The sequence below is a fragment of the Streptomyces hypolithicus genome, assembly GCF_052934925.1.
Genome location: NZ_CM128811.1, coordinates 5,934,182 through 5,946,477, shown reverse-complemented (window position 1 = coordinate 5,946,477; position 12,296 = coordinate 5,934,182). Strand labels below are relative to the sequence as shown.

Here is a 12,296-nt window from a genome sequence, read left to right as displayed (position 1 = left end):
TATGGCCGGACCGCCTCAGTCCCGGCCACGGGCGTGCTTGAAACGGGCCAGGCCGTCGGCGAGTTCCACGATGAGGTCGGGGTAGTCGTAGTGGGCCCGTTCCAGGCCCTGGAGCTTCCACGGTTCGTGGACGGCCGGCCCGTCAAGACCGGCGAGTTCGGGTACCCAGCGGCGTACGTAGTCGCCTTCGGGGTCGTAACGCTTGCCCTGCGTCACCGGGTTGAGGACACGGTTGGGGCGGCTGTCGGTGCCGGTGCCCGCCATCCACTGCCAGTTGAGCTGGTTGTTGGCGATGTCACCGTCGACCAGCAGATCGAGGAAGTGCCGGGCGCCGGACCGCCAGTCGATGTAGAGGGTCTTGGTGAGGAAGCTCGCCACGAGCAGCCGGCCCCGGTTGTGCATCCAGCCCTCGTGCGCGAGCTGACGCATCGCGGCGTCCACGACCGGACACCCGGTGCGGCCCTGCTTCCAGGCTTCGAGGTCGGCTGCGGCCTCCTTGCCGGAGCGCCAGCGGTCGTGCTGGGTGCGGTAGTCGGCGCCGGCCACGGCGGGCCGGGCGGCGAGCACCTGGTGGTGGAAGTCGCGCCAGCACAGCTGCCGCACGAACGCTGTGGCGCCCGGGCCACCCCTGCCCCGCGCCCGGTGAACGGCCTCGACGGCCGAGAGGGCCCCGAAGTGCAGATAGGGCGAGAGCCGCGAGGTGGCGTCGCCCGGCAGGTCGTCGTGACGCTCCTCGTAGCGGTCGACGCCGCGGCTCAGCCACGCGGCGAGGCGTTTGCGGGCCTGGCTCTCGCCGCCCGGCATGAGACCTTCCGACACGTCACCCGCATCCGGCCTCGACGGGATCTCCTGCGAGGTCACCGAGCGGGGCACTCTAAGGGCGCGCGGGGCGGCCAGCGGGGTTCGCAGGCGTTCCTGTGACCAGCGCCGGTAGTAGGGGGTGAACACGGCGAAGTGGTCGGACCCGGCGGGGGTGACGGCGCCGGGCGCCAGTGCGGTGACGATCGCGTCGTGCACGTACAGCCGGCGGCCTTCGGCCTCCAGGGCTCGGCGCAGTCGCTCCTCGCGCCGGTGGGCGAACGCACTGTAGTCGGCCGACATGTGTACCTCGTCGGCGTCCGACTGGGCCGCCACGACGCACACTTGGGCGACCAGGTCTCCGCTGCGCACCACGAGGTGCCCGCCGCGCTCCCGCAGGCCGGCGTCGAGGTCGGCGAGACAGTCCGCGAGGAAAGCCCTCCGGTTGGGCACGGCGAAGCCCGCGCGCTCCAGCGCGCGGTCCTGTACGAACAGCGGGACGACCTCGTCGGCGGAGCCCAGTGCGGCCCGCAACGGCGGATGGTCGTGGAGGCGGAGATCCGAGGTGAACAGGACGACGGAGACGTTCATGGCGTCACTCCTGGCGGGCGGGCATCGGGTGATGGACGGGAGCTCGGGCCGGCCGGGCCGGGAGCGCGTTGCGGTTCGGCCCGCGGGGACCGACCGGATGCACCGGTCATGGGGGGCCGGCCGCCTCGGGCGGTCCGGACGGCACGGGCGGTCCAGACCGTACGGGCGCCTCCGCTGCCGCCCGCTGGGCGGCGAGCGCGATGTTGCGGGCCATGCCGCCGAAAACCACGGCGTGGAACGGCGAGACACTCCACCAGTACAGCTGCCCGCCCAGCCCCCGGGGACGGAACAGGGCCCGCTGCCGGTAGCGGGTGCGGCCCGCGTCGTCCCGTTCGGCGTACATCTCCAGCCAGGCCAGGCCCGGCAGCCGCATCTCGGCACGCAGCCGCAGCAGGCGGCCGCGCTCGATCTCCTCCACCCGCCAGAAGTCCAGCGAGTCACCGACCCGCAGGTGGAGTGCGTCGCGGCGGCCCCGGCGCAGTCCCACGGCGCCGGCCATCCGGTCCGCCCAGCCGCGCACGGCCCAGCCGAGCGGGAAGGAGTACCAGCCGTTGTCGCCGCCTACGCCTTCGATCACCCGCCACAGGTCGCGCGGTGTGGCGTCGACGGTCCTCTCGCGCTGGTCGGTGTAGAGACTGCCGCCGGACCAGTCCGGGTCCGTGGGCAGGGGGTCGCTGGGTACGCCCGGCACCGACGCGGAGGACCAGCGGGTCGTGACCTGGGCGTCGCGGACCCGCTGGAGCGCCAGGGCGAGGGCGGTGGTGACACCCATCGGGGAACCGGGCGGGTCGGGCACGTGGTCGGCGATGTCGTGTTCGTGGCAGATCACTTCGTGGCGCAGCGACTCGGCGAGCGGCCTGGCGATCGAGCGTGGTACGGGTGTGACCAGGCCGACCCAGTGGCTCGACAGCCGGGGAGTCAGGACCGGCACGGGCACGATGAGGCGCCGGGGCAGCCCGGCCACGGCCGCGTACCGGCGCATCATGTCGAGGTAGGTGACGACGTCGGTGCCGCCGATGTCGAACGCCCGGTTCACGTCCTCGGGCATGCGGGCGCTGCCGACGAGGTAGCGCAGGACGTCGCGCACGGCGATCGGCTGGATCCGGGTGCGCACCCAGCTCGGCGTGACCATCACCGGCAGGCGCTCGGTGAGGTAGCGGAGCATCTCGAACGACGCGGATCCGGAGCCGATGATGACGGCGGCGCGCAGTACGGTCGTCGCCACCCCGGAGTCCAGCAGGATTTCGCCGACTTCGGCGCGCGAACGCAGGTGCGGCGACAGTTCGCGCGCCGGTACGCCCCGTGGAGTCAGCCCGCCGAGGTAGACGATGCGCCGGACGCCCGCGGCGCGGGCCTGTTCGCCGAAGATGCGGGCGGCCCGGCGGTCGGTCTGCTCGAAGTCGGGCCCGGTGCCGAGGGCGTGGACCAGGTAGTACGCGACGTCGATGCCGCGCATCGCCTCGCGCACCGCCGCGTCGTCGGTGACGTCGCCGCGCACGATTTCCGCCCGGTCCGCCCGGTCCGCCCAGGGGTGGTCGCGCAGTTTGGCGGGGGTCCGGGCCAGGCAGCGCACCTGATGGCCGGCCGCGAGCAGTTCGGGGACGAGCCGGCCGCCGATGTAGCCGGTGGCCCCGGTGACCAGGCAGCGCAGGCCCGGTGTGTCGTCCTCGTACGTCATCGGACTCCCTCTCGTATCGCGTCGTGTCGCGCGGCTTGCCCACGATCTCTTCCGCCCGGCCGATGGCTGTGGATGCGGCGGCGGCTCTATAGGCTGAACGTGTGGCCAGTACAGGTGAACGAGATTCCGGTGACGGTGCCCCGGAGGGCCGGGCGGGGGCAGATCTGCAGGCGTTCGCCGTGCAGCTGCGCCGTATCCATGGCGAGATCAACCGGCTGGTGCACGGGTTCGCCCTGGGCCAGGGCCTGCACTCCACTGACATCCACGCCCTGGCGGTCATCCTCGACAGCGCGGATCCGCTGACGCCTGGCCGGCTGCGGGAGCATCTGGGTCTGACCTCCGGGGCCGTCACGGCCTGCCTGGACCGGCTGGAGCGGGCTGGTCATGTGCGGCGTTCGCGGGAGAGCGAGGACCGCAGGGTGGTCCATGTGCACTACGTCGAGGGTGCGCGGGCGGCGGCCCGCTCCTACTTCATGCCGCTGGCTTCGGCCACGGACCGAGCGCGACAGCGGTTCAGCGAGGAGGAGCTGTCGGTGGCCCTGAGCTTCCTCACGGCCCTCAACGAGGAGCTGGGCGAACTGCGGGTTCCGCGTCGCTGAACGCCGTGCGCGGGGGCGTACGAGCGTACAAACGGGTGATTGCGGGGGATCGCGCGTGCCGTCACGGCGGGCTGATTGTCATAGGGAACATGACCACATCATTGGCGGTGCCGCACAGCCGGACCGGACGCACGTCGATCGCTGCGCGCCTTTCGCTCCCTTCGCTCCCTTCGCATGCCTCGCGTCCTTCTCGCTCCGCGGCACCGGGCCGCCCGCTCCTCCCCGCGCCGCAGCGGCGCCGGGAGATCCGCGAGGCCTGGGGACTCACGCGCCCTCAGGTCGCCGCGGCGTTCGGCGTCACGGTCGACACCGTCCGCTCCTGGGAGTCCGGCCGCACCTCTCCGAAGGGCCCGCGGCTCCGGGCTTACGCGACCTTCCTGACGGGGCTGGATCAAGCCCTCTCGGCGTACGAGCCGACGACCGCCCCCTCCCCCACACCCTCGCCCGCGCCGCCGACCGCACCCAGGACCCGCCCGGTCGACCACGCCGTACTGCTGTCCGCCGCACCCGCAGCCGCACCCGCCCCGGCGCCGGTCCGCGCGGTGCGCCCGGACCGGATCACGGCGCCCGCCCTCCCCGCGCCAGTCGCCGCGCTGCCCGTACGGCCGCTGCGGGCGGATCCCGTGTCCGCGTTGCGGCGTCGGCGCCTGCGTACGGCGGCGCTGGCCGCAGCCGTCTGGGCGCTCTTCCTCTACGTGTTGCACACGGCCCACCTGAGCTGAGCCACCGGGGCGCGCGCACACGCGCCGGCGCCCTGTCCCAGCCGTCGGGCGGTGGGACAGGGCGCCGGGGGCATCTCGGCTCAGGGGCGGCAGACCTGCGCCGCCTGGGCGCCTTTCGGACCCTGGATGACCTGGAACGCGACCTTCTCGCCCTCCGCGAGCTCCTTGAAGCCCTGGCTCTGGATGGCGGAGAAGTGGACGAAGACGTCCGGGCCGCCGTCGTCCTGCTGGATGAAGCCGAAGCCCTTGTCGGCGTTGAACCACTTCACGGTGCCTGCCACCACCGGTTCGGTCCCCGCTGCGGGTCCGGGCGCCTCACGTGTGGACGACACTGTTGTGACCTTCCTGCGCGTCGGCCTGTCCGTCGTTGAACCAGTAGTCGCCGTGGGCGAGGTAGCGGAAGCCGAAGCGCTGCTCCTTGGGGAGCGTGACCGTGACGCAACGCGTACCGTCCTCCCGCTCGACGAAGGGGTGGGCGCCCGGCTGCCAGTCATTGAAGTCGCCGACCACGCTGACGTGCCCACAGGCTTGTTCCGCGGGGATGACGAACGTGATGTCGGTGTGCTTCTTACGTCGGCTGCGCTCCAGCATCGCTGACCCTTTCGTCGGGGGATTTCACCCAGGATCCACATCTCGCAGCCGTCCAGCACATCCTGTTGAGCCGACAGCGCGGGCGGTCGCCCGTTCGGCGTACCGCCGCGAGCCGCCGGCGCTCAACTCAGTGCCGCACCCCGGTGGAGCAGCAGCGCCACGTCCGCCGCCGCGATGACGATCGCCGCAGCGAACGGCAGCTTCGGTGTGCGGCGCCCCAGCAGCGCACCGCACACCGCCACCGCGGCCACCGCCGCCAGGGCGAGTGCTCCTGTGGTACCGGGCGGGCCGGGCGCCGCGAGGACGAGCAGCGCGGTGGCGGCCACCAGCGGCGCGGGCAGCAGCAGCCGTGTCCGCGTCGCGCCCAGCCGCTGCGGCCAGCCGCGTACCCCCAGGGCCAGGTCGGCGTCGATGTCCGGGAGCACGTTGGCCAGGTGCGCGCCGACGCCGAGCAGCGCCGCGGCCAGGGCGATCCACCAGGCGGGCCAGGGCTGTCCGGGCAGACCCAGCGAGACGAAGGCGGGAAGCGCCGCGAACCCGGCGGCGTACGGGAGCCAGGACAGCACCGTCGATTTCAGCCGGAGGTTGTACGCCCAGGCCCCGGCGACGCCCGCGAGGTGCACGGCGGCGGCGAGCGGCCCGACCGCGAGGGACAGCGCCGCGCACGCGGCGAGCGCGGTGAGGGCCGCACCGCGCACGACGCCGGCGCTCACCGAGCCGGCGACCACGGGTTTGGTACGCCGCCCCGCCGCGATGTCGCGATCGGCGTCGACGGCGTCGTTGCTCCACCCCACGGACAACTGCCCCGCCAGCACGGCGCCGGCCACCAGGAGACATCCGGCCGGGTGCTGCCCGGCGGCGACGGCAAGCGCCGTCATCAGCAGCGTGACCGCGACCGTGGGACCCGGGTGACACGCTCTCAGGAGGCCGACCACCGGGCGCCGGTGGTGCGCTCCGCGGGCTTCGGCGCTGGCGGAGCGACTCGCGGCCTCCGCCTCTGCGCCCAGCACCTCACCGTCCACGCGGGCCATGCTAGTGCCGCTGAGACCCGGACGGGCGACTTGGTGTGTGGTATCGCCCAGCGGGGGCACGCTTTGCAAGATTCCCCGCCCCCGACCTCGGACCGCAGATGACCCGGATCGCAGCTGTTCACGGAGCGCTGGCTCCGCACCGGCACACCCAACGAGAGATCACGGACATGGTCGCCGGGGTGTGTCTGCCCGAGGGGGCCGACCGCCGCGTCCTGGACCGGCTGCACGCCGGCGCGCAGGTGAACACCCGTCACACGGCTCTGCCGCTCGACGCCTACGCGAAGCTGCGCGACTTCGGCGCGGTCAACGACGCTTTCATCGAAGGGGCGGTGAGCCTCGGCACCGAGGCCGTCTCATCGGCTCTGCGTACCGCGGGGCTCTCCCCGCGCGACGTCGACCTGCTGATGTTCACGTCTGTGACCGGCATCGCCACGCCGTCGGTGGACGCCCGCCTGGTGGGGCCGCTCGGCCTGCGCCCCGATGTCAAGCGTGTCCCCGTGTTCGGTCTGGGCTGCGTCGCGGGGGCTGCGGGAGTCGCCCGGCTGCACGACTACCTGGTGGGCCACCCCGACGAAGTGGCCGTGCTGCTGTCCGTGGAACTGTGCTCGCTCACCTTCCAGCGCAGCGACTCCTCGCCGGCCAACCTTGTCGCGAGCGCCCTGTTCGGCGACGGCGCCGCCGCCGTGGTGGCGTGCGGTGACGCCCGCCGGGCCGCGGGGGCGGGGGCGGACGGGCCGTCCGTGATCGCCACGCGCAGTCACCTCTACCCGGACAGCGAGCACGTGATGGGGTGGGACATCACCGGTTCGGGCTTTCGCGTAGTGCTGGACGCGAGCGTCCCCGATGTCGTACGCAAGAACCTCGGCGCGGACGTCGACGGTTTCCTGGCCGGTCACGGGCTCCGCCGCAGGGACATCACCGCCTGGGTGTGCCATCCCGGCGGGCCAAAGGTGCTGGAGGCTGTGGAGGAGTGCCTGGAACTGCCGGACGGCGCGCTGGACGTCACCTGGGACTCGCTGGCGGCCGTCGGAAACCTGTCATCGGCCTCGGTGCTGCACGTCCTGCGCGACACCCTGGCCGAACGCCGGCCGCCCGCCGGCACCGCCGGGCTGATGATCGCCATGGGGCCCGGTTTCTGCTCCGAACTCGTCCTGCTGCGCTGGTGAACACGCGCGGGACGGTACTGAACACGCGCGGGGCGGGACTAGCGGAAGAGGTGGGGAAGGTGGGGAATTCATGATCTGGTACGTCACCCTGGTCCTGGCCGTCGGCGCCGAACGGGTCGCCGAACTCGTGGTGGCCCGCCGCAACGCCCGGTGGAGCCTGGCGCGCGGCGCCGTCGAGACGGGGCGCCGGCACTACCCGGCGATGGTCGTCCTGCACACCGGGCTCCTCGTCGGCTGCCTGGTCGAAGTCCTGTTGGTCGGGCGGCCGTTCGACCCGGTGGTGGGTTGGGCGATGACGGGCGTCGTAGTGGCCGCCCAGGCCCTGCGCTGGTGGTGCATCCGCACGCTGGGGCCGCTCTGGAACACCCGGGTGCTGGTCGTGCCCGGCCTGCCCCTGGTGGCGGGCGGGCCGTACCGGTGGCTGAGCCACCCCAACTACGTGGCGGTGGTGGCCGAGGGGCTGGCTCTGCCGCTCGTGCACGGAGCCTGGCTGACCGCTTCGCTGTTCACGCTGCTCAACGCGGCCCTGCTCGCCGTTCGGATCCGCTGCGAGAACCGGGCGCTGGCCCCCGGCCGAGTCCCCGGTGGCGGACCCGCGAGTGCGGCGCTGTGATCGACCTGCTGGTGGCGGGCGGCGGGCCCGCGGGCCTGGCCACCGCCATCCACGCGGCGCGCGCCGGCCTGGAGGCCGTGGTGATCGAACCGCGCGGCGCCCCGGTGGACAAGGCCTGCGGTGAGGGAATCATGCCGAGCGGCGTGCTGGCCCTGGAGGCCCTCGGCGTGCGGGTCGGCGGCCGGGTCCTGCGTGGCATCCGGTACGTCGACGGGCGCCGCGGCGCCGAGGCCCTGTTTCGGGACGGCGCCGGCCTCGGAGTGCGCCGCACGGCGCTGCACGCCGCACTGGCCGAGCGGGCCCGCGAAGTCGGCGTGCAGGTCATCACCGGGCGAGTCGGCGACGTACGGCAGAGCGCGGACTCGGTTACCGCCGGCGGACTGCGGGCACGCTGGCTGGTGGCAGCCGACGGTCTGCACTCGCCCCTGCGCCGCACCCTCGGCCTGGACCTGCCGAGCCGCCGGCCCCGACGGTACGGTCAGCGGCGGCACTACCGGGTAGCCCCATGGACGGACTTCGTCGAGGTCCACTGGTCGCCGCACGGCGAGGCGTACGTGACCCCGGTGGGCGACGGGCTGGTCGGAGTGGCCGTACTGAGCACGGCGAGGCACGGCTACGACGCACACCTGACCCACTTCCCCGCCCTGGCCGGGCTCCTGGACGGGCCGCCGGCCGGATCGGTACGCGGCGCGGGCCCCATGCGCCAGCGCGCCCGGCGCCGCAGCGCGGGCCGGGTGCTGCTGGTGGGTGACGCGGCGGGCTACACCGACGCGCTCACCGGCGAGGGCATCGCCCTCGCGCTGGCATCGGCCCAGGCGGCGGTGCGGTGCCTCGCGGCCGGACGCCCGCAGGCGTACGACAGGTGCTGGCGCCAGCTCTCGCGCAGGCACCGTCTGCTGACGGAGGGCCTCGTACGGATGACGTCCCCCACGGCCGGCGCCCGCCTGGTGGTACCGGCGGCGTCCAGAATGCCGTCACTCTTCGCGGCCGCCGTCCGCGCCCTCCAGTAGGCGGCGGCCGGCCGGGTCGCATCAAGTGGTGGCCAGGGGGCAGAGACAGAGGCAAGGACGCAACGGATCTACAGCAATGGGCGCCGGCCCGCGTCCGGCCGGCCACGGAGAGGCAGTCGTCGTGCGGAGTGTCGGAGTGGAGGAGGAACTCCTCCTGGTGGATGCGCAGACCGGCGAGCCGCGGGCGTTGTCCACGGCGGTTCTGGCCGCCGCGTCCCGTGAGAACGGCGGTGCGGAAGGTGTCTTCGAGTCCGAGCTGCACCGTCAGCAGCTCGAGTTCGCGACCCGGCCGCAGACCGGTATGGGCGACCTCGCCGAGGAGATCGCCCGCTGGCGGGCCGAGGCGGCGCGGCATGCGGAGGATCTGGGCGCGGCCGTCGCGGCCCTCGCGACCTCGCCGCTTCCGGTCAGTCCGGCCATCGGAAAGGGCGAGCGCTACCAGTGGCTGGAGAAGGAGTTCGGGCTCACCACCCAGGAGCAGCTCACCTGCGGGTGCCATGTCCATGTGTCGGTGGATTCCGACGAAGAAGGCGTGGCGGTGCTGGACCGGATCCGGCCCTGGCTGTCGGTGCTGCTCGCGTTGAGCGCGAATTCGCCGTTCTGGCAGGGCCAGGACAGTCAGTACAGCAGTTACCGCAGCCGGGTGTGGGGCCGCTGGCCGTCGGCCGGACCGGTGGAGGTCTTCGGCAGCGCCGACCGCTATCACGAGCAGGTGCGGGCGATGGTCGGGACGGGAGCGCTGCGGGACGCGGGAATGATCTACTTCGACGCCCGGCTCGCAGAGAACTACCCCACGGTCGAGATCCGCGTGTCGGACGTCTGCCTGGACCCGGCGACGACGGTCCTGCTGGCCACGCTCATCCGAGGCCTGGTGGAGACGGCGGCCCGCCAGTGGCAGGCTGGCGAGCCCCCCGCACGGCACGGCGTCGGTCTGCTGCGGCTGGCCGCGTGGCGGGCCGGACGGTCGGGGCTGGAGGGGGAGCTGATTCATCCGGTGACGATGAGCCCCGCCCCTGCCGAGACGGTGGTCCGCGCACTGTTCGATCACGTACGGGACGCCCTGGAGGACAGCGGCGACGTCGTCGCCGCGCAGGAGGCGCTCGCCACGCTGCTCAAGAGCGGAAACGGCTCGCGCATCCAGCGTGACCTGCTGCACCAGACCGGTGACCTGCGCTCGGTGGTCACCGAGTGCGCGAGCCGGACGCGGGGATAACTCCTGTCCCGACGCCACTGAGCGCGCCCGCCGACAGATACTCGTCGGCGGGCGCGCTCACGTCGGGCGGTGTTCCCCGTGGCGGGACGGGTCAGATCACGCCGGAGTCAGCGATGGTGACCTTGGCCTTCGGCCGGCCGTTCGGCGTACCGAAGGACTCGATCTTCTTGACCAGCGCCATGCTCTCCTCGTCGGCGACCTCGCCGAACACGACGTGCTTGCCGTCGAGCCACGGCGTCAGCACGGTCGTGATGAAGAACTGGGATCCGTTGGAGTTCGGGCCGGCGTTGGCCATGGAGAGCAGGCCGACCTTGTTGTGCGTGAGCTTGAAGTTCTCGTCGGCGAACTTCTCGCCGTAGATGCTCTTGCCGCCCGTGCCGTCACCCCGGGTGAAGTCGCCGCCCTGGAGCATGAACTCGGGGATGATCCGGTGGAAGGACGAGCCGGCGAAGCCGAAGCCCTTCTCGCCGGTGGCCAGCGCGCGGAAGTTCTCCGCCGTCTTGGGTGCCACGTCGTCGTACAGGTTGAAGCTGATGCGCCCCGCGGGCGCGTCGTCGATGGTGATGTCGAAGTAAGCCTTGATCGTCATGTTGCCTATCCTGACATCCCGGGCGGTGGATCACGCATCCGGCATCCCGTGTTCGGGCGCGGGACGGTCGCCGGCGGGTCCCTGGCCGGTCCCTGGAGGGCCCCTGGTTGGGGCAGAGGCCCCGGGGAGGCCTTTGGCATATGCCAGAAGCACCACCGTATCGAGTGTTGCCGAATCCCTTACGGCCCGTTGCCCGCTGTGCCACAGTCGTATCTGGTCCACCTTTCAGACCTGGTCTGGCCGCGCCTGTATCGGAGTACGACATGCCGTCCCATCTGTTCGCGGACCGCCCCGCACCCCAGCAGTCCGGGCGGGGCACCGTCGACGCGCTGATCACGCAGACGCGCCGGCTGCGCGGCGGCGTGGACGCGGTGCGCCGGGACACGGCTGTCGTGGACGACGAGGACCCGCAGGTGCGCTGGCAGCGGGCACTGTGCGATCTGGCGGTGCATCAACTCGACGACCTCGGTGCTCACTTGGGTCAGCTCAAGGCCGGGCCGCCCAGCGAGCCGACCGTCGCGGACTCCGCCTCCCCCGTTCCGGCCGCGCCGGACGCGATGTCGCTCAGCCAGGTCGGCAGCGCCGAGTGGAACCTGCTCACCGACGAGGTGAGCTGGTCCGACGAGCTGTTCGAGATCTTCGGCCGCGCCCCCGCGAGCGGGCCCCTGTCGCTGGACGAGCTGCCGTCCATGCTGTTCGCCGAGGACCAGGCCGTTCTCACGTCGATGGTGACCGACTGCCTCGTGGACGGGAAGCCGATCGACGGCGAGTTCCGCATCGTGCGCGGCGACAGCGTCGTACGGACCCTGCACATGATGGGCGAGCCGGTGCTCGACGCCGACGGCTGCACGGCATCGATGTGGGCGGTCCTGCGGGACGTCAGCGAGCTGCGGCGCAGCCAGCGGATGGTCCGCGAGACCCGTGACTCGCTCCAGCGTCAACGCCACCTCGCGCAGACCGAGCACCGGGTCGCGGTCGAGCTGCAGGAGTCGGTGCTGCCACCGTGGCGCGGTTGCGTGCGGCTCCCGCAGGGCGGCCCCGCCGCTCTCGACCTCGCCGCCCACTATCTGCCGTCCGCTTCGAGCACCCTGATCGGCGGAGGCTGGTACGACGCGCTGGAGCTGCCCGACGGGCAGACCCTGCTGACTGTGGGCGACCTGACCGGCCACGGAGTCGCCGCCACCTCCGGGATGGCCATGCTGCTCGGTGCGCTGCGCGGCATGGCGGTGGCGGGGATCATGCCCGGGGCCCTGATGGGCCACCTCAATCAGCTGCTGGAAGCCGCGACCCAGCCCGCGCTGGGCAGCGCGATGTGCTGCCGGTACGACCCGGCCAGCCGACTGCTGACATGGGCGCAGGCAGGACACCCCGCCCCGCTGCTGTTCCGCGACGGGACGGGGCGTTCGCTGACGCCGCCGCAAGGGGTACTGCTCGGCGCGACCTCCGGTGCGTCGTACGAACAGGCCGAGGCACAGCTGCGCCCCGGTGACCTGCTGGTCCTGCACACCGACGGGATCTCACGCCGGGGGCCGGTCGATGACGCGGGACCGTCCAGGCTGCTGGATCTGGCACCGCGTTTCGCCCGGGCCCGCAGCGCGCAGGACTGCGTGCGGCTGATCGTCGAAGAGTTCGGTGAGGCGGAGCGCGAGGACGACGCCTGCGTGCTGATCGTCCGGATCACGGCGTAACAGCGCG

13 protein-coding genes are annotated in these 12,296 nt (G+C 72.6%); 7 read left to right on the top strand and 6 right to left on the bottom strand.

Translation table 11 applies throughout. From position 1 onward, the window contains the following. Positions 1 to 15 precede the first annotated feature (15 nt). Both ACU6WZ_RS28095 and ACU6WZ_RS28090 read right to left on the bottom strand, forming a co-directional pair. On the bottom strand, positions 16 to 1,389 hold the full coding sequence (locus ACU6WZ_RS28095) for a cryptochrome/photolyase family protein (RefSeq protein WP_447030974.1): 1,374 nt from the start codon (positions 1,387 to 1,389) through the stop codon (positions 16 to 18). A gap of 106 nt (positions 1,390 to 1,495) precedes the next feature. Continuing rightward, positions 1,496 to 3,067 carry an SDR family oxidoreductase gene (locus ACU6WZ_RS28090; protein WP_447030973.1) on the bottom strand — a complete coding sequence of 524 codons (1,572 nt, stop codon included), beginning with the start codon at positions 3,065 to 3,067 and terminating at the stop codon, positions 1,496 to 1,498. A gap of 101 nt (positions 3,068 to 3,168) precedes the next feature. On the opposite strand from ACU6WZ_RS28090, the gene ACU6WZ_RS28085 reads away from it, so the two are divergent. Together ACU6WZ_RS28085 and ACU6WZ_RS28080 are read left to right on the top strand one after the other, a co-directional pair. Then, a complete protein-coding gene (locus tag ACU6WZ_RS28085) occupies positions 3,169 to 3,666 on the top strand; it encodes a MarR family winged helix-turn-helix transcriptional regulator (RefSeq protein ID WP_447030972.1) in 498 nt (165 codons plus the stop codon). Between the two features lie 89 nt (positions 3,667 to 3,755). Then, positions 3,756 to 4,388, top strand: coding sequence for a helix-turn-helix domain-containing protein (locus ACU6WZ_RS28080; RefSeq protein ID WP_447030971.1), 633 nt, complete (start codon positions 3,756 to 3,758; stop codon positions 4,386 to 4,388). Between the two features lie 80 nt (positions 4,389 to 4,468). Here ACU6WZ_RS28080 and ACU6WZ_RS28075 read toward each other — a convergent pair whose 3' ends face one another. From ACU6WZ_RS28075 to ACU6WZ_RS28065, 3 genes are all read right to left on the bottom strand, one after another. Continuing rightward, positions 4,469 to 4,672, bottom strand: a complete 204-nt coding sequence (locus ACU6WZ_RS28075) for a cold-shock protein (protein WP_447034295.1) — start codon at positions 4,670 to 4,672, stop codon at positions 4,469 to 4,471. 31 nt (positions 4,673 to 4,703) lie between these two features. After that, positions 4,704 to 4,979 carry an isoamylase early set domain-containing protein gene (locus ACU6WZ_RS28070; protein WP_447030969.1) on the bottom strand — a complete coding sequence of 92 codons (276 nt, stop codon included), beginning with the start codon at positions 4,977 to 4,979 and terminating at the stop codon, positions 4,704 to 4,706. Positions 4,980 to 5,101: 122 nt separating this feature from the next. Continuing rightward, positions 5,102 to 6,010, bottom strand: coding sequence for a UbiA family prenyltransferase (locus ACU6WZ_RS28065; RefSeq protein ID WP_447030968.1), 909 nt, complete (start codon positions 6,008 to 6,010; stop codon positions 5,102 to 5,104). A 98-nt stretch (positions 6,011 to 6,108) separates the two neighbouring features. On the opposite strand from ACU6WZ_RS28065, the gene ACU6WZ_RS28060 reads away from it, so the two are divergent. The 4 genes from ACU6WZ_RS28060 (at position 6,109) to ACU6WZ_RS28045 (ending at position 10,012) form a co-directional block, all read left to right on the top strand. Then, the gene (locus tag ACU6WZ_RS28060; RefSeq protein WP_447030967.1) at positions 6,109 to 7,176 is read left to right on the top strand and encodes a type III polyketide synthase; all 1,068 of its coding nucleotides are present in this window, start codon (positions 6,109 to 6,111) and stop codon (positions 7,174 to 7,176) included. Positions 7,177 to 7,246: 70 nt separating this feature from the next. After that, on the top strand, positions 7,247 to 7,789 hold the full coding sequence (locus ACU6WZ_RS28055) for an isoprenylcysteine carboxyl methyltransferase family protein (protein WP_447030965.1): 543 nt from the start codon (positions 7,247 to 7,249) through the stop codon (positions 7,787 to 7,789). Continuing rightward, complete coding sequence (locus ACU6WZ_RS28050; protein ID WP_447030964.1) at positions 7,786 to 8,799, top strand: NAD(P)/FAD-dependent oxidoreductase; 1,014 nt, start codon at positions 7,786 to 7,788, stop codon at positions 8,797 to 8,799. The genes ACU6WZ_RS28055 and ACU6WZ_RS28050 overlap by 4 nt, the downstream gene beginning before the upstream one ends. Positions 8,800 to 8,920: 121 nt before the next feature. Next, positions 8,921 to 10,012 (top strand): glutamate--cysteine ligase 2, encoded by a 1,092-nt coding sequence (locus ACU6WZ_RS28045; RefSeq protein WP_447030963.1) that lies wholly within the window; start codon positions 8,921 to 8,923, stop codon positions 10,010 to 10,012. 91 nt (positions 10,013 to 10,103) lie between these two features. On the opposite strand, the gene ACU6WZ_RS28040 is transcribed toward ACU6WZ_RS28045, so the two are convergent. Further along, a complete protein-coding gene (locus ACU6WZ_RS28040; protein ID WP_447030962.1) occupies positions 10,104 to 10,601 on the bottom strand; it encodes a peptidylprolyl isomerase in 498 nt (165 codons plus the stop codon). Between the two features lie 263 nt (positions 10,602 to 10,864). On the opposite strand from ACU6WZ_RS28040, the gene ACU6WZ_RS28035 reads away from it, so the two are divergent. Then, positions 10,865 to 12,289, top strand: a complete 1,425-nt coding sequence (locus tag ACU6WZ_RS28035; RefSeq protein ID WP_447030961.1) for a PP2C family protein-serine/threonine phosphatase — start codon at positions 10,865 to 10,867, stop codon at positions 12,287 to 12,289. The last annotated feature ends 7 nt before the right edge of the window (positions 12,290 to 12,296 follow it).

Excerpts from the sequence above, each read along its gene's own strand:
- ACU6WZ_RS28095 (WP_447030974.1), bottom strand. The coding sequence starts at position 1,389 with ATGAACGTCTCCGTCGTCCTGTTCACCTCGGATCTCCGCCTCCACGAC.
- ACU6WZ_RS28090 (WP_447030973.1), bottom strand. The coding sequence starts at position 3,067 with ATGACGTACGAGGACGACACACCGGGCCTGCGCTGCCTGGTCACCGGG.
- ACU6WZ_RS28080 (WP_447030971.1), top strand. The coding sequence starts at position 3,756 with ATGACCACATCATTGGCGGTGCCGCACAGCCGGACCGGACGCACGTCG.
- ACU6WZ_RS28070 (WP_447030969.1), bottom strand. The coding sequence starts at position 4,979 with ATGCTGGAGCGCAGCCGACGTAAGAAGCACACCGACATCACGTTCGTC.
- ACU6WZ_RS28065 (WP_447030968.1), bottom strand. The coding sequence starts at position 6,010 with ATGGCCCGCGTGGACGGTGAGGTGCTGGGCGCAGAGGCGGAGGCCGCG.
- ACU6WZ_RS28060 (WP_447030967.1), top strand. The coding sequence starts at position 6,109 with ATGACCCGGATCGCAGCTGTTCACGGAGCGCTGGCTCCGCACCGGCAC.
- ACU6WZ_RS28055 (WP_447030965.1), top strand. The coding sequence starts at position 7,247 with ATGATCTGGTACGTCACCCTGGTCCTGGCCGTCGGCGCCGAACGGGTC.
- ACU6WZ_RS28040 (WP_447030962.1), bottom strand. The coding sequence starts at position 10,601 with ATGACGATCAAGGCTTACTTCGACATCACCATCGACGACGCGCCCGCG.
- ACU6WZ_RS28035 (WP_447030961.1), top strand. The coding sequence starts at position 10,865 with ATGCCGTCCCATCTGTTCGCGGACCGCCCCGCACCCCAGCAGTCCGGG.